The organism is Streptomyces sp. NPDC015242, from assembly GCF_043079125.1.
GTDB lineage: Bacteria > Actinomycetota > Actinomycetes > Streptomycetales > Streptomycetaceae > Streptomyces.
This window is the reverse complement of sequence record NZ_JBIBUF010000003.1, coordinates 208,518-228,442: the sequence shown is the minus strand read 5'-3', so window position 1 is coordinate 228,442 and position 19,925 is coordinate 208,518. Positions and strand designations below refer to the sequence as shown.

Sequence of the window (19,925 nt, the reverse complement as noted above, 5' to 3'; positions counted from 1 at the left end):
CCGCGCACACCTGTCCGGACAGACCGACGTACTCGCACATCCGTACACGCAGGGAGAGGGGGAGGCAGCCGCAGTGACCAACATTCCCGAGACCGGGCGGAACCCACGGGTCCAGATCCGGCTCGTCGTCATCCAGGTCCTGGTCCTGTCCCTCCTGCTCACCCTCGGCGGACGCCTGTGGTACCTCCAGATCCGTGAGGGCGCGGCCTACGCCAAGGAGGCCTCCGGCAACCACGTCCAGCAGGTCGTCCAGCCCGCCGTGCGCGGCTCCATCCTGGACGCCCGCGGCGTGGCCCTCGCCGACAACGAGACGCGCCTGGTGGTCTCCGCCTCCCGCACCGACCTGCTGAAGATGAAGGACGACGGCAAGGAAGTCCTCACCAAGCTCGCCGCGGTGCTCGGCATGTCACCCCAGGAGGTCATGCGGAAGGTCCGGCTGTGCGACGCCAAGACGCCCCAGCCCTGCTGGAACGGCTCGCCGTACCAGCCCATCCCCATCACCGACGAGGCCACCGCCAAGCAGGCCCTGCAGATCCGCGAGCGCGCCGAGGACTTCCCCGGCATCACCGCCGAGCCGCAGGCCGTGCGCCGCTACGCGAGCCCGGGCAAGGCCAACACCGCCCAGGTCCTCGGCTACCTCTCCCCGGTCACCGACGAGGAGATCAAAAAGGCGCAGAACACCGACTCGCCGTACCTGCGCTCCGACCAGGTCGGCCGCTCCGGCCTGGAGCGCCAGTACGACAAGCAGCTGCGCGGCAAGGCCGGCGTCACGCGCTACGAGGTCGACAACCTCGGCCGCGTCATCGGCCAGGCCGAGGCCGACCCCGCCCAGCCCGGCGACAACCTCGTCACCAGCATCGACGCCCGCGTCCAGCGCATCGCCGAGTACGAGCTCAACGAGGCCATGAAGCAGGCCCGCAAGGAGCACGACCGCAACACGGGCACGAACTACAAGGCCGACTCCGGCGCCGTGGTCGTCATGGAGGCCAAGACCGGCCGCGTCGTCGCCATGGCGTCGAACCCGACCTACGACCCGAACGCCTGGGTGGGCGGCATCTCCGCCAAGGACTACGCCCGGCTCACCGGCAAGAAGTCCAACTACCCGCTGCTCAACCGCGCCATCCAGGGCCAGTCGGCGCCCGGCTCCATCTTCAAGGTCATCCCGACGGCCGCAGCGGTCAACGCCGGCTACTCCTTCAACGGCCCCTACGAGTGCTCCAGCTCGTACTCCATCGGTGGCCAGGTCTTCAAGAACTTCGAGTCCAAGGGCTACGGGGCGATCAGCCTCGGCCGGGCCCTGGAGGTCTCCTGCGACACGGTCTTCTACCGCCTCTCGCACGAGGAGTGGAAGCGCGACGGCGGCACCAAGCCGAAGAAGAACGCCAACGACTGGTTCTACAAGACCGCCCACCAGTTCGGCCTCGGCGAGGAGACCGGCATCGACCTGCCCAACGAGGTCACCGGCCGCGTCCCCGACCGCCAGTGGAAGCTCGACTACTGGAAGGCCAACAAGGACGTCTGGTGCCGCACCGGCAAGCGCAACGGCAGCTACGCGGAGAAGATCGCCTACGAGAACTGCCTCGAGGGCAACCGCCTGCGCGCCGGTGACTCCGTCAACTACTCCATCGGCCAGGGCGACACGCTCGTCACGCCCATCCAGATGGCCACCATCTACGCCGCCATCTCCAACGGCGGCACGATGTACACGCCCTCCGTCGGCAAGGCCGTCATCAGCGCCGACGGCAGGACCGTCACGCCGATCAAGCCCCAGGCGCACGGCAAGCTGCCGATGAGCCAGAAGACGCGCAACGAGATAAGCGATGCCCTCGCGGGAGTCGCCACCCGCGGTACGGCCGCCTGGAGGTTCGGCGGCTGGCCGCAGGACAAGATCCCGATGCACGCCAAGACGGGTACGGCCGAGGTCTACGGCAAGCAGACGACCTCCTGGTTCGCCACGTACACCAAGGACTACGCGGTCGTCATGACGATCTCCCAGGGTGGTACGGGCTCCGGCGCCTCGGGTCCGGCCGTGCGCAACATCTACAACGCGCTGTACGGCGTGTCCCCGGACGGCGACATCGACACGAAGAAGGCCCTGCTGCCCACGCCCCAGAAGACCCTGCCGAAGGTCAAGGTCGACGGCACCATCGCCTCCCCGAAGATGCCCAAGGACCCGGCCAAGGACCAGCAGGCGAACAAGAAGGACCCGAACGCCCCGGCCGACCCGCTCCAGCCGGCGACGGCGGCCCCGCCGACGCCCGAGAACCGTGACACCCGAAGGCGCCGGCGCCGGCGGGGAAGCCGGAGGTTGCCGACATGACCGGCGGTGTGAACAGCTTCCAGGTCTCCGGCTACGGGCCCGAGCGCTCCGGCTGGACCCGGCTGCTGGCCCGCGACTCGGTGGCCCGGCGGCTCGACTGGCCGATCCTGCTGTCGGCCCTGGCCCTGTCCCTGCTCGGCACGCTGCTCGTCTACTCGGCGACCCGCAACCGCACCGAGCTCAACCAGGGCGACCCGTACTACTTCCTCGTCCGGCACCTGCTGAACACCGGCATCGGCCTCGCGCTGATGGCCGGCACGATCTGGCTCGGCCACCGCGCCCTGCGCACGGCCGTGCCGGTCCTGTACGGCCTCTCGGTGCTGCTGATCCTGCTGGTGCTCACCCCGCTCGGCTCGACGATCAACGGCGCCCACTCCTGGATCAAGCTCCCCGGCGGCTTCTCGCTCCAGCCCTCCGAATTCGTGAAGGTCACGATCATCCTGGGCATGGCGATGCTGCTGGCGGCCCGGGTCGACGCGGGCGACAAGCAGTACCCCGACCACCGCACGGTCGTGCAGGCCCTCGGCCTGGCCGCCGTGCCCATGGTGATCGTGATGCTCATGCCCGACCTCGGGTCGGTCATGGTCATGGTCATCATCGTGCTGGGCGTCCTGCTCGCCTCCGGCGCCACCAACCGGTGGGTGTTCGGCCTGCTGGGCACTGGCGCCGCCGGCGCGATCGCCGTCTGGCAGCTCGGCGTGCTCGACGACTACCAGATCGCCCGCTTCGCCGCCTTCGCCAACCCCGAGCTGGACCCGGCCGGCGTCGGCTACAACACCAACCAGGCCCGCATCGCCATCGGCTCCGGCGGCCTGACCGGCTCCGGCCTCTTCCACGGCTCGCAGACCACCGGACAGTTCGTCCCCGAGCAGCAGACCGACTTCGTCTTCACGGTCGCGGGGGAGGAGCTGGGCTTCCTCGGCGGCGGCCTGATCATCCTGCTGCTCGGCATCGTGCTGTGGCGGGCCTGCCGCATCGCCCGGGAGACGACCGACCTGTACGGCACGATCGTGGCCGCCGGCATCGTCGCCTGGTTCGCCTTCCAGACGTTCGAGAACATCGGCATGACCCTCGGCATCATGCCGGTCACCGGCCTGCCGCTGCCGTTCGTGTCGTACGGCGGCTCGTCGATGTTCGCCGTGTGGATAGCGGTAGGCCTGCTGCAGTCGATCCGGGTGCAGCGGCCGATGTCGGCATGACCGCGCGCGGGGTGGCCCCCTGCCGCCCCGCGCCCGGTCCGACTAGATTCGGTCCATGGCGGACACCAAGCGTGAGATCGAGCGGAAGTACGAGGCCGGGGACCGCGGCCTGCCGGACCTGACCGGCGTGGCCGGAGTCGCGAACGTGGTCGACAGGGGGGTCGCCCATCTCGACGCGACCTACTACGACACCGCCGACGAACGCCTCGCGGCGACCTCCGTCACCCTGCGTCGACGCACCGGCGGCTCGGACGCGGGCTGGCACCTGAAGTTCCCGGCCGGCCCGGACACCCGGGACGAGATCCACGCCCCGCTCTCCGACACCCTCCCCGGCGAACTCGCCGGGCTCGTCCGCTCCCGCGTCCGCGACGGCGAGCTGCTGCCCCTGGTCCGGCTGCGCTCCGAGCGGGACGTACGGCACCTCGTCGACGCCGAGGGCCGCCTCCTCGCCGAGGTCAGCGTGGACGCCGTGCACGCCGAGCGGCTCACGGAGGGCGGCGGCCGGGCGCAGTGGACCGAGCTGGAGGTCGAGCTGGCCGACGGCGGCGACCCGGCCTTCCTCGACCGGGTGGAGAAGCGGCTGCGCAAGGCGGGCGTACGGCCGTCGAAGTCGCCGTCCAAGCTGGCACGGGCGCTGGCCGAGACGGCGCTCGGCAAGCGGCGCCCCACCGCGGAGCCGGGGGAGCCGGTGACCGCGGGAGACCACGTGCTCGCCTACGTACGCGTGCAGCGCGACGCGATCGTCGCGCTCGACCCCGCCGTGCGTCAGGACGCCGAGGACGCCGTGCACAGCATGCGCGTGGCCACCCGGCGGCTGCGCAGCACCTTCAAGTCCTTCCCGGACATCCTCGACCGGGCCGTCACCGATCCGGTCGCCGACGAGCTGAAGTGGCTGGCCGGGGAGCTGGGCCTGGACCGCGACCGCGAGGTGCTGGCCGGGCGGCTGACGGCGGCCCTGGAGGAGGTGCCCGACGGCCTGGTCCGCGGCCCCGTGGCCGAGCGTCTGCGCGACTGGTCCAGCGCCGAGCACCACACGGCCCGCGGCCGGCTCCTCGGGATCCTGGACTCGCGCCGGTACCTCGCCCTGCTCGACACCCTGGACGCGCTGGTCGCCGATCCGCCGCTGCTGAAGGCGGCCGGGAAGAAGCCGGGCAAGCCGCTCGCCGGGGCCGTGAAGAAGGACTTCCGCAAGGTGGCCCGGCTGGTCGAGCGGGCGCTGGAGCTGGAGAGCGGCACCGAGCGGGACGTCGCCGTGCACGAGGCCCGCAAGAAGGCCAAGCGCGCCCGCTACGCCGCCGAGGCGGCCGAGCCCGCCCTCGGCAAGCCCGCCGGCACCATGCTCAAGTCCATGAAGTCCCTGCAGAAACTGCTCGGCGAGCACCAGGACAGCGTGATGGCCCGGCAGACTCTGCGCGAGCTGTCGGCGGTCGCCCACGCGGCGGGCGAGAGCGCCTTCACCTACGGCCTGCTGCACGAGCGCGAGGAGCAGCGGGCCCTGCGCACGGAGGCCGGGCTGCCCGCGCTGTGGAAGGAGATCAAGGGCGCCGCCGCGGGGCTGTGAGGCGCACGGCGTACGGAGGCGCCCCGCGGCCGCGTTAGGCTGGATGGTCACCCCTGTCCGTTCAGTCCAGCTCACGAAGGTGCGCGACATGCCTGCCGAAGTCGCTGCGTCGGTGTTCCCGCAGCTCGAAGCTCTGCTCCCGCATGTGCAGAAGCCGATCCAGTACGTCGGCGGAGAACTCAACTCCACGGTCAAGGACTGGGAGTCCTGCGACGTCCGCTGGGCGCTCATGTACCCGGACGCGTACGAGGTCGGTCTGCCCAACCAGGGCGTCCAGATCCTCTACGAGGTCCTGAACGAGCAGCAGGGCGTCCTCGCCGAGCGCACGTACAGCGTGTGGCCGGACCTGGAGGAGCTGATGCGCGAGCACGGCGTCCCCCAGTTCACGGTCGACAGCCACCGGCCGGTGAAGGCGTTCGACGTGCTCGGCCTCTCCTTCTCCACCGAGCTCGGCTACACGAACATGCTGGCCGCCCTGGACCTGGCGGGCATCCCGCTGGAGTCGAAGGACCGCGGCCTGGACGACCCGATCGTCCTGGCCGGCGGCCACGCCGCGTTCAACCCCGAGCCGATCGCGGACTTCATCGACTGCGCCGTGATCGGCGACGGCGAGCAGGCCGTCCTGGAGATCACCGCCATCGTCCGCGCCTGGAAGGCGGAGGGCCGCCCCGGCGGCCGCGAGGAGCTGCTGTTCCGCCTGGCGAAGACGGGCGGCGTGTACGTCCCCGGCTTCTACGACGTCGAGTACCTGCCCGACGGCCGGATCGCCCGCGTCGTGCCCAACCGCAGCGGCGTCCCGTGGCGCGTGTCCAAGCACACCGTCATGGACCTGGACGAGTGGCCCTACCCCAAGCAGCCGCTGGTGCCCCTGGCCGAGACGGTCCACGAGCGCATGTCCGTGGAGATCTTCCGCGGCTGCACCCGCGGCTGCCGCTTCTGCCAGGCCGGCATGATCACCCGCCCGGTCCGGGAGCGGTCCATCACGGGTATCGGCGACATGGTCGAGCAGGGCCTGAAGGCGACCGGCTTCGAGGAGGTCGGCCTGCTGTCGCTGTCCTCCGCGGACCACAGCGAGATCGGCGACATCGCCAAGGGCCTCGCCGACCGCTACGAGGACGACAAGATCGGCCTGTCGCTGCCGTCGACCCGCGTGGACGCGTTCAACATCGACCTGGCCAACGAGCTGACCCGCAACGGCCGGCGCTCGGGCCTGACCTTCGCCCCCGAGGGCGGCTCGGAGCGCATCCGCAAGGTCATCAACAAGATGGTCTCGGAGGAGGACCTCATCCGGACCGTTGCGACGGCCTACGGCAACGGCTGGCGCCAGGTGAAGCTGTACTTCATGTGCGGCCTGCCCACCGAGACCGACGAGGACGTGCTGCAGATCGCGGACATGGCGACCAAGGTCATCGCCAAGGGCCGTGAGGTCTCCCGCTCGAACGACATCCGCTGCACGGTCTCCATCGGCGGCTTCGTCCCCAAGCCGCACACGCCCTTCCAGTGGGCCCCGCAGCTGTCCGCCGAGGAGACCGACGCGCGCCTGGCCAAGCTCCGGGACAAGATCCGCGGCGACAAGAAGTACGGCCGCTCCATCGGCTTCCGCTACCACGACGGCAAGCCCGGCATCGTCGAGGGCCTGCTCTCCCGGGGCGACCGCCGCATCGGCGCGGTCATCCGCGCGGTCTACGACGACGGCGGCCGCTTCGACGGCTGGCGCGAGCACTTCTCCTACGACCGCTGGATGGCCTGCGCGGACAAGGCCCTGGAGCCGTTCGGCGTGGACGTCGACTGGTACACCACCCGCGAGCGCACCTACGAGGAGGTCCTGCCCTGGGACCACCTCGACTCGGGCCTGGACAAGGACTGGCTCTGGGAGGACTGGCAGGACGCCCTCGACGAGACGGAGGTCGAGGACTGCCGCTGGACGCCGTGCTTCGACTGTGGCGTGTGCCCGCAGATGGACACCCACATCCAGATCGGCCCGACGGGCAAGAAGCTGCTGCCCCTGACGGTGAAGAACGCGGCCCCGGCACCGAGCGGGCACGCGCACTGACCCGGGCGCCGCGAGGGGTGAGACACCCGTCCCGGGGGACCCGCTGAAGAGGCGGCGTCGGTGACGCTCCCCCGGGGGACCGGCGCCGCCAGGTTCCCCCAGTTCAGACTGTGTGCTGGGGGAGCCGTCACCTCAGTCCGCCGTGCTCGCAGACGCGGCGGGCGACCTCCCGGAGCTTGATGTTGTTCTCCTGGGAGAACCGGCGCAGCACGTCGAAGGCCTGCTCCTCGGTGAGGCGGTGGCTGCCCATGAGGATGCCCATCGCCTCGCCGATGACGTGCCGGGTGGAGACGGCCTGCTCCAGCTGGGCGTGGCTGCGGGCGCTGGAGAAGGCGACGGCGGCGTGCGAGGCCAGCAGCCAGCCGGCGGTCTCGCTGTGCTCGGTGAAGGCGCCGGGGCGGCGGGAGTACAGGTTGAGCGCGCCGAGGTCCTCGTCCTCGGTGTACAGCAGGAAGCCCATCATGCTGCCGATGCCGAGTTCCTCGGCCCCCGTGGCGTAGTCCCGCCAGCGGGACCGTCCGGTGGTGAGGTCGCCGATGCGGAACACGCGCTCGCGGGTGCTGGTGCGGGCCGCGTCGAAGCAGGGGCCCTCGCCGAGGCGCTCCTGGAGCCGGTCGCTCTCCACCACCAGGTCGTGGGTCGGGGCGAGCGACTCCACGGCCTTGCCGCGCAGCAGCAGGATGCCGGCCGCGTCGCACCCCGAGACCAGGTCGACGGCCGCGTGGGTGATGCGCCCCAGAGTGGCCTCGACCGAGTTCTGGGCGAGCAGGTCCCGCGCCATGGAGGCCATCTCCCGTGCGAACAGGCGCCAGTCCACCGTCTCCTCCTCGGTCCGGGTGCCGGCCTTGGATGCCTGTTGCCACGCTTTCACGGGTCGCACGCCTCCGTGAGGGCGACCGCTTGCCATGTCTATCGAATCTCGATAGATTTCCATCGTAGGTCGATCGGGGAATGGGGGCTGGGATGGGAAAGATGGCCGTGGCCGCGTTGCGGGCGGTGCTGGTGGTGCTGCTCGCCGGGTCGTTGTTCGTGCAGGGCGTGATGGTCCCGCTGCTGGCGGTCGACATGAACGGGCTCAAGCCCGAGTACGCCCACCTGCGGACACCGATCCTGGTGATCCTGGTGCTGGGGGTCGTGACGGCCCAGGTGGTGCTGGTGTGCGTGTGGCGGCTGGTGACGATGGTGCGGCGGGGGACGGTGTTCTCCACGGGTGCCTTCCGGTACGTGCACCTCGTGATCGGCGCGTTCGTGGTGGCCGCCTGCCTGGTGTTCGCGCTCGGGGTGGTGCTCGCGCCGGGCGAGGCCGTCGCCCCGGGGGTGGTGCTGCTGCTCGGCGGGGCCGGCCTGGCGGTGCTCGGGGTGGCGCTCGTCGTGCTGGTGCTGCGGATGCTGCTGGCGCAGGCCGTCGACCGCGACATCGAGGCGGCCCGGATGCGGGCCGAGCTGGAAGAGGTCATCTGATGCCGATCGCCGTCGACATCGACGTGATGCTGGCCAAGCGGAAGATGTCCGTGGGCGAACTCGCCGAACGCGTCGGCATCACCCCGGCCAACCTGGCCGTCCTGAAGAACGGCCGCGCCAAGGCGGTCCGCTTCTCCACCCTCGCCGCGCTCTGCGAGGTGCTGGAGTGCCAGCCGGGCGATCTGCTCCGCTTCGAGCCGGACGGGGACGCACCCGCGACGACGTCCTGAGGGGCGGTGATGATGTCGACGTCGTCCCCGGGCCGCGGCACGGCGGCCCGGGCGGGCGGCTCGTCCGGGCCGTGCCGGCGGGGCGCGCGAGCCCGGAAGTCGCCCCGGCCGCTGCAGGCCGGTGCCGCCGGGACCCGGGCCGTGTGGGCGCGGGCGCGGGGGAGGACCCACGGTGAACGGGGCGGGATCGTGCGGAACGGGATCCGTACGGGACCCTGCGGCGTCTTCCACGGTATGGATCCGCAGAAACCGCCCGGCGAGGGCACCGAGCCGCGGGCCGATCCGCGGCAGAGCCCGGCCGGGCCGCCCGCCCGGCGGCAGCCCGAGGCGCCCGGGGCGCCCAGGGCGCCCGAAGGGTGTCTCGCCGTCGCGATCCGGATTCCCGTGCGGATCGTCGTCCTCGTCCTGGTCGTCCCCGTGCGGATGCTCTGGGACGCGCTCGCCGTCAGCGGCCGGTTCCTGTACGACACCCTGCTCCGGCCGCTCGGGCGGGCCCTGGTGTGGCTGGCGCGAGCGGTGTTCGTCCGGCCCTTCACCGGGCTGTGGCGATACCTCGTGGTGCCCCTGGGCACGGTCCTGGCCCGCCTCGGGAAGGTCCTCGTCGTCGTACCGCTCGTCTGGCTGTACCGGCACGCGCTGACGCCCGTGGGGCACGCGATCGCCTGGGCCGGGCGGGGCGCCGGCGCCGGCCTCGGCCTGGTGTACGCCCATCTGCTCACGCCCGTCGGGCACGCAGTGACGTGGGTCCTGAGGGGCGCCGGCGCCGTGCTCGCCGCGCTCGGGCTCGGCGTGTACACGGGCGTGGCCCGGCTCGGCCGGTACCTCGTCGTCCTACCGGCCCTCTTGGTGTACACCTGGGTGCTCACGCCCGTCGGGCACGCCCTGCTGTGGTGCGGCAAGGGGCTGGTGTGGCTGGTGAGCGGGATCGTCACCGGCGTCGGGACGGCCCTGTACTGGGTCGCGCGCATCCTGTTCGTCCTGCCCGCGCACGCCCTGTGGCGCTGGGTCCTCACGCCCGTCGGCCGCGCCCTCGCCGTCGTCGGACGGGAGGTGGGCGACGCCCTGGGCCACGCCTGGCGCGTCGCCGGGCACCTCTCGCTCGCCGTCGGGCGGTTCCTCGGCACGCTCCTGCGGTGGATCTTCGTCGAGCCGGCGCGCTGGGCGTACCGCACCCTGCTCACCCCCGTCGGGCACGCGGTGCGCGACCACGTCCTGCGGCCCGCCGCCGAGGCCGCCCGCGGTGCCGGACGGGCCGTCCGGCAGGCGCTGGCCGCCGCCCGCGCAACCGCACGGCAGGCCCGCGCCGACGTGTGGCGGACGCTGTTCGGGGAACGCGGACGACCCGCGCCGGTCGCCCGGAGGGAACCTTCCGGCCGCGAGGCACGTACTCTTGGTAGCAGTACGACCGCTCTCACGAAGGACTGAACGACACTGGGCAAGCGACAGCCCGAAGGCCCGCCGCCCGCACCCGCGGTGCAGCGCATCCGACTGCGCTACACCAAGCGCGGCCGCCTCCGGTTCACCAGCCACCGTGACTTCCAGCGCGCCTTCGAGCGTGCGTTGCGCCGTGCCGAGGTGCCGATGGCCTACTCGGCCGGATTCACGCCGCACCCGAAGGTGTCGTACGCCAATGCCGCACCCACCGGCACGGGCAGTGAGGCGGAGTACCTGGAGATCGCGCTGACCGCGCCCCGGGACCCGGAGCAGCTCAGGGCCCTCCTCGACGAGTCGCTGCCCGCCGGGCTCGACATCGTCGACGCGGTCGAGGCCCGTACCTCGGGCCTCGCCGACCGGCTGACCGCTTCCGTGTGGGAGCTGCGGCTGGACGGCGTGTCGCCGGAGGAGGCCCGCCGAGCGGCGGACGCCTTCACCGCGGCGGAGACCGTGGAGGTCCAGCGACTCGCCAAGAACGGCGTGCGCACGTTCGACGCCCGTTCCGCGGTCGTGAGCCTGGAGGTCCGCGACCTCTCGGAAACGCAGAGTGCGCTGGCTGATAGGCCGACCGACCAGCCCTGTGCGATACTGCGGCTGGTTGTTCGGCACGTGACGCCTGCCGTACGACCCGACGACGTCCTGTCCGGTCTCCGCGCCGTGGCCGACCTGGCGCCGCCGGTCCCCGCAGCGGTGACCAGGCTGGCGCAGGGGCTGTTCGATGAAGAGACCGGCACGGTGACCGACCCGCTCGCGCCCGACCGCGAGGCAGCGCAGGCCCCCTCAACGGCCGAACAGCCTGCCACCGCGACGGCGCCGGCGTAAGGAAGGTCCCGCGTAGGGACGGACGTCGTAGCGCCGCCCTCGGACTCGGGAGCCACCTGGGTCGGGCAGCGCACCGACCAGAAGACTTTCGCCAGGCCGTGCGCATTCGGCGTACGGAACCGGCGAGACAGGACACGGAGAGCTCCCGTGCGGCGCCCGCGCCCCGGACGGCGGCGACGCGCACAGCGCGAGCCGCGGACGTCACCGGCATCGCCGGACCAGGCGCGGCGCCCGGGAGCCTGACGGGAGAAAAGCCCGCATGCTCGAACCGACCGAACCCACAGAGTCCTCCGAGGGCTCCGAACAGAACACCCCGAGCGACACCCTGCCGCCCCGCCGGCGGCGCCGTGCCGCGTCCCGCCCGGCCGGCCCGCCCGCCGGTGGCGCGGACGCGCCGGCCGAGACCGTCGCGTCGGCCATACCGGCCGCCGAGGCCGATGAGCTCGCGGCCGACGCCGCGGACACCGGCGAGGCGGAGGAGACCGCCGAGGAGACCGTCGACGGGAAGACCGCCGCGGAGGAAGCCGCCCCCGAGGCCGCCCCCGAGGCCGCCGCCGACGTGCCGGAGCCCGTCGAGGCCCCCGCCGAGGACGCTCCGTCCGCCGGCCGCAAGCGGCGCCGTGTGGTGCGCCGCGCCGCCGCGCCGGCCGGTTCCCCGGCCGCCGAGGCCGCCGCCGAGACCGTGGTGCCCGCGACTGCCGCAGCTCCCGCCGCCCCCGAGGCGCCGGAGCCCGCCACCGAGGCGCCGGAGCCCGCCACCGAGGCGCCGGAGCCCGCCACCGAGACCTCCGCACCCGCCGAAGGCGCCGCTCCCCGGCGCACCCGGCGCCGCGCCACCCGCAGCGTCACCTCGCCCGCCGCCACTCCGGCCGAAACCGGCACGCCGGTCGGGACCGACGAGACGGCGCAGACCGCGCAGGCAGACTCCGCGCCGGCCGGCGAGCCGGCCGCCGAGGTCGCCCCTGCCACCGGCACCGCCGGTGCCGAGACCGCCGACGACGCCGCCCCGCGCCGCACCCGTCGGCGCGCGACGCGGCGCGTGTCCGCGCCCGCCGGGACGCCCGCGCCCGCCGAGACGGCCGACGCCGACGCCGGCCCGTCCGGCCCCACCGCCGCGCCCGCCGAGGCGCCCGCGGAATCGCCCGAGGAGGCGAAGGCCCCTGTGACCGAGAACCCCGCCGCCGAGCCGGCCCGCAGGTCCAGGTCCCGCTCCCGCGCCAAGGCCGCCGCCGAGCCGGCCCCCGCGTCCGAGGCCGCCGAGACGGCTGCGACCGAGACCGCGCCCGCCGCGCAGACCACCGACCCGGCCCCCGCCGCGTCCGAGGCCCCCGCCGCGACCGCCGCCCAGGCCCCCGCCGCCGAGCCCGCCGAGGACGCCGCCCCGCGGCGCCGGCGCCGGGTCGTGCGCCGGGCCGCCGGCGGGTTCGCCGAGCCGGCCCAGCCCTCCCGGCGCGCATCCGGAGAGGCCGCCGGCGACAGCGAGGGTGTGGCCCGCCCCGCGCGGCCCGCCGTCGCCCTCTTCCAGCCGCCGGTCTTCACCGAGCCCCAGTTCCAGACGCCCGAGCGGGCCGCCGCCGCGGCCGCCGCAGAGGCGGCCGGGGGAGCCGAGGAGCCCGAGGACGGCACGCAGGACGCGCCGGACGTACGGGACGACCGCTCCGACCGGGACGAGCAGGCCTCCGGATCCCGCCGCCGTCGCAGGCGCCGGGGCGGCGAGGAGACCGAGGCCCCGGCCGCCGAGGTGGCCGAGACCGCCGTCGAGGAGCCGGAGGAGGCCGAGGACTCCGCCGAGGACCAGGCCGACGCCGACGACCAGGACGACGCCGAGGGGCCCGGCTCGCGCCGTCGCCGCCGCCGGGGTGGCCGCCGCCGCCGGCGCGGTGAACTGAGCGAGCACGACGGCGACGCGGACACCGACACGGACTCCGACGACGTCGCCGCCGCTCAGGCCGCGCAGGACGCCGAGGACACCGCCGAGCAGACCGAGGAGGACCGGGAGGACGCCGACGAGGCCGCCGACCGGGACGACTCGGCCGGCGGGGGCGGCTCCAGCAGCAGCCGCCGTCGCCGTCGCCGCCGTCGCCGCGCCGGTGACTCCGGCCTCGAGGCCGAGCCCGGCGACGACGACCCCGAGCGCACCGTCGTCAAGGTCCGCGAGCCCCGCCCCGCCCGGGAGAAGGGCGCCGAGCCGTCCGACGAGGTGCAGTCCATCAAGGGCTCGACCCGTCTGGAGGCCAAGAAGCAGCGCCGCCGCGAAGGCCGCGAGCAGGGCCGCCGCCGCGTGCCGATCATCACCGAGGCGGAGTTCCTCGCCCGCCGCGAGGCCGTCGAGCGCGTGATGGTCGTACGCCAGCACGGCGACCGCACCCAGATCGGCGTCCTGGAGGACGGCGTGCTCGTCGAGCACTACGTCAACAAGGAGCAGTCGACCTCGTACGTCGGCAACGTCTACCTCGGCAAGGTGCAGAACGTGCTGCCGTCGATGGAGGCCGCCTTCATCGACATCGGCAAGGGCCGCAACGCCGTGCTGTACGCCGGCGAGGTCAACTTCGAGGCGCTCGGCATGGCCAACGGGCCGCGCCGCATCGAGACCGCCCTGAAGTCCGGGCAGTCCGTCCTCGTCCAGGTGACCAAGGACCCCATCGGGCACAAGGGCGCGCGTCTGACCAGCCAGGTCTCCCTGCCCGGCCGCTACCTGGTCTACGTCCCCGAGGGGTCGATGACCGGCATCAGCCGCAAGCTGCCCGACACCGAGCGGGCCCGGCTGAAGACGATCCTCAAGAAGATCGTCCCCGAGGACGCGGGCGTCATCGTGCGCACCGCCGCCGAGGGCGCGAGCGAGGACGAGCTGCGCCGGGACGTCGAGCGGCTGCAGCAGCAGTGGGAGGACATCCAGAAGAAGGCCAAGAACGGCAACGCGCCGACGCTGCTGTACGGCGAGCCGGACATGACCGTCCGGGTCGTGCGCGACATCTTCAACGAGGACTTCTCCAAGGTCGTCGTCAGCGGCGACGAGGCCTGGTCGACGATCCACGGGTACGTCTCGCACGTCGCGCCCGACCTCGCCGAGCGGCTGCAGCGGTGGACCTCCGAGGTCGACGTCTTCGCCACGTACCGGATCGACGAGCAGCTCGCCAAGGCCCTGGACCGCAAGGTCTGGCTGCCCAGCGGCGGCTCGCTGGTGATCGACCGGACCGAGGCGATGGTCGTGGTCGACGTCAACACCGGCAAGTTCACCGGCCAGGGCGGCAACCTGGAGGAGACCGTCACCAGGAACAACCTGGAGGCGGCCGAGGAGATCGTCCGCCAGCTGCGGCTGCGCGACCTCGGCGGCATCATCGTCATCGACTTCATCGACATGGTGCTGGAGTCCAACCGGGACCTGGTGCTGCGGCGCCTGCTGGAGTGCCTGGGCCGGGACCGTACGAAGCACCAGGTCGCCGAGGTGACCTCGCTGGGCCTGGTGCAGATGACCCGCAAGCGGGTGGGCCAGGGCCTGCTGGAGTCCTTCTCCGAGACCTGCGTCCACTGCAACGGGCGCGGTGTCATCGTGCACATGGAGCAGCCGACCTCCACCGGGGGCGGCGGCAAGCGCAAGAAGCGCGCGCGTGCCGGTGCCGCCGACCAGCCGCACGTCCACGAGGCGGCCGTCGAGACCGCCGAGCAGGAGGCGGAGACGGAGGCCGAGGTCGTCGCCGAGGCCGCCGAGCCGATCGCGCTGCCCGAGCCGGCCTTCGAGCCCGACGAGGAGCTGTACAGCAGCGCCGCCGAGGCGGAGGCCGCGGCCACCCGCGGGCGGTCGCGGCGCCGGGCGAGCCGGCGTGCGTCGGCCCCGGCGGGCGCGCCGCGCGGCGAGTCCGCCAAGGCGGAGCGCAGGACGCCCGAGCCGGTCGCCGAGGCGGCCGAGCAGACCGGCGTTCCCACGGCCCAGGACGTGACCGCGGCGGACGAGGCCGCGCGTCCCGTGCAGCCGGAGCCGGCCGCCGAGGCGCACGCCGAGCCGGCGGCCGTGGAGGACCCGGTGGTCGAGTCGGCACGGGCCGAGCAGCCCGCGCAGGCCGCCGCCGACGGGACCGAGGAGGCCGCGCCCAAGGGCCGCACCCGGCGGCGGGCCACCCGCAAGGTGTCCGCCCCTGCCGGTTCCCCCGCGGGGGCCGAGGCGGCCGTCGTGACGGTGACGGAGACCGCGCCCGCGGTGTCCGAAGTGCCGGAGGCCGAGGCCGCCGAGCAGGCCGCACAGCCCGCGCCGGCCGCCGAGGCACCCGCCGAGAGCGCGGCCCCGGCCCGTCCGCGGCGCCGCGCCGTGCGCAAGTCGACGGCGCCCACCGCGCCCGAGGAGGCGGCCGTCGTGGTCGTCCCGTCGGCCCCGGCGGAGGAGCAGCCGGCGCAGGCCGACGTCCCGGCCGCCGACGCGGGCGGGACGGCCGAGGCCGCCGAGGAGCCGGCCGCGGCCAAGAAGACGGCCCGCAAGACGGCGAAGAAGGCCACGGCGAAGAAGGCCGCCACCAAGAAGACCGCGGCGAAGAAGACCACCGCGGCGAAGAAGACGACGGCCAAGAAGGCGGCGAAGACCACCAAGACGGCCGCCAAGAAGGCCACGTCGAAGAAGACCGCGGCGGCGGAGCAGACGGTCTCCTCCGTCACGGCCTCCACCGACGAGGACTGATCCGTACGGCGCCTGACGGGGCGTGCGCGACCACGCGTACGCCCCGCCAGGCGGGCCGTGGGTCCGGAGTGACCGGACGCACAGCCCGCGGGCCCGGCTCGGTTTGACCCCCTCGACCGCGGCCCCGTAACCTTGACCGTCGGCGTGTCGACTGACACGTCACATCCCCGTAAACCTCATCCTCCGGGCGCCGGGCGCCCAGGAGAGGCCGCCCGCTCTGCCGGGCGGCTGGCCTGCGGGGGTGCCGTTTCCCGAGCGAGAGAGTGAGTTCCGCGTGTACGCCATCGTGCGCAGCGGTGGTCGCCAGCACAAGGTTGCTGTCGGCGACATCGTTGAGGTTGACAAGATTTCCACTGCCAAGGTTGGCGACACGGTCGAGCTCTCGACCCTGCTCGTTGTCGACGGCGACGCCGTGACCAGCGACCCGTGGGTGCTGGCCGGCATCAAGGTCCAGGCCGAGGTCGTGGACCACCACAAGGGGCAGAAGATCGACATTCTGCGCTACAAGAACAAGACCGGTTACCGCCGTCGCCAGGGCCACCGTCAGCAGTACACGGCGATCAAGGTCACCGAGATCCCCACGGCTGCGAAGTAAGGGACTGAGGAGAAATGGCACACAAGAAGGGCGCATCGTCCACTCGGAACGGTCGCGACTCCAATGCCCAGCGGCTCGGCGTGAAGCGCTTCGGCGGTCAGGTCGTCAACGCTGGTGAGATCCTGGTCCGTCAGCGCGGCACCCACTTCCACCCGGGTGCGGGCGTCGGCCGTGGCGGCGACGACACGCTGTTCGCGCTGCAGGCCGGTTCGGTGCAGTTCGGCACGCACCGTGGCCGCAAGGTCGTGAACATCGTTCCGGTCGCCTGATCGGACACTCTCGCGAGGCGGACCTCACTTCCCGTTGCGGGAAGGCGGGTCCGCCTTTCGCTTGTTGAACAAGTACATCTCGTTGAACAAGTAAATCTCGCACGTACTTCTGGAGGCACCCACCATGACCACCTTCGTGGACCGCGTCGAGCTGCACGTCGCCGCGGGTAACGGAGGCCACGGCTGTGCCTCCGTCCACCGTGAGAAGTTCAAGCCGCTGGGCGGCCCGGACGGCGGCAACGGCGGTCGCGGCGGGGACGTGATCCTCACCGTCGACCAGTCCGTCACCACGCTGCTCGACTACCACCACTCCCCGCACCGCAAGGCCACCAACGGCAAGCCCGGCGAGGGCGGCAACCGCTCCGGCAAGGACGGGCAGGACCTGATCCTGCCGGTGCCGGACGGCACGGTCGTGCTGGACAAGGCGGGCAACGTCCTCGCCGACCTGGTCGGGCACGGCACCTCCTACGTCGCCGCGCAGGGCGGCCGGGGCGGGCTCGGCAACGCGGCCCTGGCCTCGGCCCGGCGCAAGGCGCCCGGGTTCGCGCTGCTCGGCGAGCCGGGCGATCTGCAGGACATCGTCCTGGAGCTGAAGACGGTCGCCGACGTGGCGCTCGTGGGATACCCGAGCGCCGGCAAGTCGTCGCTGATCTCGGTGCTCAGCGCCGCCAAGCCGAAGATCGCCGACTACCCCTTCACCACGCTCGTGCCGAACCTCGGCGTCGTCACGGCCGGCTCCACGGTCTACACGATCGCCGACGTGCCGGGCCTGATCCCGGGCGCCAGCCAGGGCCGCGGCCTCGGACTGGAGTTCCTGCGGCACGTGGAGCGGTGCAGTGTGCTGGTGCACGTCCTGGACACCGCGACGCTGGAGTCCGAGCGCGACCCGGCCTCCGACCTCGACGTCATCGAGGAGGAGCTGCGGCAGTACGGCGGCCTGGACGACCGTCCCCGTCTCGTCGTGCTGAACAAGATCGACGTACCGGACGGCAAGGACCTCGCCGAGATGGTGCGGCCCGAGCTGGAGGCGCGCGGCTACCGGGTGTTCGAGGTGTCGGCCGTGGCGCACCTCGGCCTGAAGGAGCTGTCGTTCGCGCTCGCCGAGCTGGTGGCCAAGGCCCGGGCGGCGAAGCCCCGCGAGGAGGCCACGCGCATCGTGATCCGGCCCAAGGCCGTGGACGACACCGGCTTCACGGTGACGCGCGAGGCCGACGGACTGTTCCGGGTGCGCGGCGAGAAGCCCGAGCGCTGGGTGCGGCAGACCGACTTCAACAACGACGAGGCCGTCGGCTACCTGGCGGACCGGCTCAACCGGCTCGGTGTCGAGGCGGAGCTGATGAAGGCGGGCGCCCGCGGCGGCGACGGCGTGGCGATCGGCCCCGAGGAGAACGCGGTCGTCTTCGACTGGGAGCCGTCCGTGACGGCCGGGGCGGAGATGCTCGGCCGGCGTGGCGAGGACCACCGCCTGGAGGAGTCGCGTCCGGCGGCGCAGCGCCGCAGGGACCGGCAGGCCGAGCGGGACGAGGCGCAGCAGGAGTTCGACGACTTCGAGCCGTTCTGAGTGAACGCGCGGCGAACGCGCGACGGACTGCGGGGCAACCAAGTCGCCCCGCGGTGAGTCGTACGGGGCGGTGCGGAACTGATCTTGTCATTTCCGCACCGTCAATCGCCCGCAATCACCGGAGTTCACGTGCCCCCGTACATGAGCAAGCGCAGGCTCGGCCGGACGGCCGCGGCGGCCGTCGCCGTCGTCGCGGCCGTCACCGCCCCGACGATCGCGCACGCCGCGCCCACCGCCGCGGCCACCACGGCGAAGCTCCACGACGATCTCAACGGAGACGGCTACTCCGACCTGGTGGTGGCCGCCCCGAGCGCGACCGTCGACGGCACGAAGGGCGCCGGCTACGTCGCCGTCGTCTACGGCTCGGCGAACGGGCTGAACGTCACCACGCGGCAGGTCGTCAGCCAGAGCACGGCCGGCGTGCCCGGCAGCCCCGAGACGGGCGACGCCTTCGGCAGCGCGCTCACCACCGCCGACCTCGACCGCGACGGATACGCGGACCTGGTCGTCGGCGTGGGCGGCGAGGACACCGCCGACGGCGGCGCCGAGTCCGGGCTCGTCGAGGTGGTGTGGGGCGGCCCGAAGGGGCTGACCGGCAGCGCGGTCCTGGCCACCGGCAAGGCGTACGACGGCCTCGGGGCCCGGGGGCGCCTGGCCGTCGGCGATGTGAACGGGGACGGCGCCGGGGATCTGCTGACCGTCGAGAACCAGTTCAACCTGCGCGTGCTGAACGGGCCCTTCTCCCGGGACGGCTCCACCGCCCACGGCGGGCAGCTCGTCACGGACGAGTTCGACAGCCGCGTCCTCGACCTGGCCACCGGCGACCTCAACGGCGACGGCGTCAGCGACGTGGCCGCCACCGAGAACGACGGCGACGAGTACGACGCCCGGCGGGTCGTGTACTGGCTGGGCGGCGAGCGGGGGCTCGCGCCCTACACCACCGTGCGGGGCGGTGACGGTCACCGGCTCCAGGGCGGCGAGAACCTCGACATCGGGGACATCGACCGGGACGGCTTCGCCGACATCGTGGTCGGCCGGGCCGTCGACGGCTACGACAGCGACCTCGACACCCCCGCCGCCAAGGGCGGCCGGGTCACCTTCATACCGGGCGGCGCGGGCGGCGCCGACGGCACCAGGGCCGTGCACCTCAACCAGGACAGCCCCGGCGTGCCCGGCTCCGCCGAGAGGGGCGACGGCTTCGGCACCGACGTCCAGGTCGCCGACGTCACCGGCGACGGGCACCCGGACGTGGTGACCGGCCTGCCCGGCGAGGACCTGGGCACGGTCTCCGGGGCGGGCGCGGTCGTCGTCCTGCGCGGCGGCGCGGGCGGGCTCACCGGCACAGGCGCCCGGGTGGTCACACAGAACACGCCCGACGTGCCGGGTGCCGGCGAGGCGGGCGACGCCTTCGGCCAGGCCGTGCACCTGGCGGACGCGGACCGGGACGGCCGGGCCGACCTGGCCGCGGGCGCTCCGGGGGAGAACGGCAACGCCGGGTTCGTGTGGTGCTTCGAGTCCGGTCCCACGACCGTCGTGAGCCCCGACGGCACCACGGCCTTCGGCAACACGCTCCTCGGCACGACCGCCACGGGCGCCCGGCTCGGCACCGGCTTCGCTCACTGATCACTCGTCAGACCCGCCCCGGCAAAGGCTTGTTCCAGCGCTGGCGGCGGGTCTTCTTTTGTCTGCTTAGTTGTCATGTACGTGAACCCCGGCGTTCAGCGGGCGGACCGCCCGCGAGCATGAAGCTTCCC

General features: G+C 73.0%; 14 protein-coding genes. 13 read left to right on the top strand and 1 reads right to left on the bottom strand.

Translation table 11 applies throughout. The features are described from left to right. Window positions 1-73 precede the first annotated feature (73 nt). The 4 genes from mrdA (at window position 74) to ACF07N_RS12550 (ending at window position 7,133) form a co-directional block, all read left to right on the top strand. Window positions 74-2,320 carry a penicillin-binding protein 2 gene (gene mrdA / locus ACF07N_RS12565; protein ID WP_392111529.1) on the top strand — a complete coding sequence of 749 codons (2,247 nt, stop codon included), beginning with the start codon at window positions 74-76 and terminating at the stop codon, window positions 2,318-2,320. Beyond that, on the top strand, window positions 2,317-3,519 hold the full coding sequence (rodA, locus tag ACF07N_RS12560; RefSeq protein ID WP_383339988.1) for a rod shape-determining protein RodA: 1,203 nt from the start codon (window positions 2,317-2,319) through the stop codon (window positions 3,517-3,519). The genes mrdA and rodA overlap by 4 nt, the downstream gene beginning before the upstream one ends. Window positions 3,520-3,574: 55 nt before the next feature. Beyond that, the gene (locus ACF07N_RS12555) at window positions 3,575-5,080 is read left to right on the top strand and encodes a CHAD domain-containing protein (protein ID WP_392111526.1); all 1,506 of its coding nucleotides are present in this window, start codon (window positions 3,575-3,577) and stop codon (window positions 5,078-5,080) included. 88 nt (window positions 5,081-5,168) lie between these two features. Next, the gene (locus ACF07N_RS12550; RefSeq protein WP_392111523.1) at window positions 5,169-7,133 is read left to right on the top strand and encodes a TIGR03960 family B12-binding radical SAM protein; all 1,965 of its coding nucleotides are present in this window, start codon (window positions 5,169-5,171) and stop codon (window positions 7,131-7,133) included. 127 nt (window positions 7,134-7,260) lie between these two features. Here ACF07N_RS12550 and ACF07N_RS12545 read toward each other — a convergent pair whose 3' ends face one another. Then, window positions 7,261-7,950, bottom strand: coding sequence for a GAF and ANTAR domain-containing protein (locus tag ACF07N_RS12545; RefSeq protein WP_392112399.1), 690 nt, complete (start codon window positions 7,948-7,950; stop codon window positions 7,261-7,263). Between the two features lie 146 nt (window positions 7,951-8,096). Between ACF07N_RS12545 and ACF07N_RS12540 the strand changes: the two genes are divergently transcribed. The 9 genes from ACF07N_RS12540 to ACF07N_RS12500 all read left to right on the top strand — a co-directional run bounded on the left by ACF07N_RS12540 (window position 8,097) and on the right by ACF07N_RS12500 (window position 19,794). Continuing rightward, window positions 8,097-8,594: a DUF2975 domain-containing protein gene (locus ACF07N_RS12540; protein ID WP_392111520.1), complete on the top strand. Its 498-nt coding sequence runs from the start codon at window positions 8,097-8,099 to the stop codon at window positions 8,592-8,594. Beyond that, complete coding sequence (locus tag ACF07N_RS12535; protein ID WP_383322460.1) at window positions 8,594-8,824, top strand: helix-turn-helix domain-containing protein; 231 nt, start codon at window positions 8,594-8,596, stop codon at window positions 8,822-8,824. Before ACF07N_RS12540 ends, ACF07N_RS12535 begins: the two co-directional genes overlap by 1 nt. A 234-nt stretch (window positions 8,825-9,058) precedes the next feature. Further along, a complete protein-coding gene (locus ACF07N_RS12530; RefSeq protein ID WP_392111517.1) occupies window positions 9,059-10,249 on the top strand; it encodes a hypothetical protein in 1,191 nt (396 codons plus the stop codon). A 48-nt stretch (window positions 10,250-10,297) separates the two neighbouring features. Next, window positions 10,298-11,080 (top strand): TIGR03936 family radical SAM-associated protein, encoded by a 783-nt coding sequence (locus tag ACF07N_RS12525; RefSeq protein WP_392111514.1) that lies wholly within the window; start codon window positions 10,298-10,300, stop codon window positions 11,078-11,080. A 259-nt stretch (window positions 11,081-11,339) separates the two neighbouring features. Next, window positions 11,340-15,746, top strand: a complete 4,407-nt coding sequence (locus ACF07N_RS12520; RefSeq protein ID WP_392111511.1) for a ribonuclease E/G — start codon at window positions 11,340-11,342, stop codon at window positions 15,744-15,746. Window positions 15,747-16,020: 274 nt separating this feature from the next. After that, a complete protein-coding gene (gene rplU / locus ACF07N_RS12515; RefSeq protein ID WP_003990208.1) occupies window positions 16,021-16,341 on the top strand; it encodes a 50S ribosomal protein L21 in 321 nt (106 codons plus the stop codon). 14 nt (window positions 16,342-16,355) lie between these two features. Beyond that, a complete protein-coding gene (gene rpmA / locus ACF07N_RS12510; RefSeq protein WP_010041940.1) occupies window positions 16,356-16,610 on the top strand; it encodes a 50S ribosomal protein L27 in 255 nt (84 codons plus the stop codon). Between the two features lie 124 nt (window positions 16,611-16,734). Continuing rightward, on the top strand, window positions 16,735-18,171 hold the full coding sequence (obgE, locus tag ACF07N_RS12505; RefSeq protein ID WP_383322474.1) for a GTPase ObgE: 1,437 nt from the start codon (window positions 16,735-16,737) through the stop codon (window positions 18,169-18,171). 141 nt (window positions 18,172-18,312) lie between these two features. Continuing rightward, window positions 18,313-19,794 carry an FG-GAP-like repeat-containing protein gene (locus ACF07N_RS12500; RefSeq protein ID WP_392111506.1) on the top strand — a complete coding sequence of 494 codons (1,482 nt, stop codon included), beginning with the start codon at window positions 18,313-18,315 and terminating at the stop codon, window positions 19,792-19,794. Window positions 19,795-19,925 lie beyond the last annotated feature (131 nt).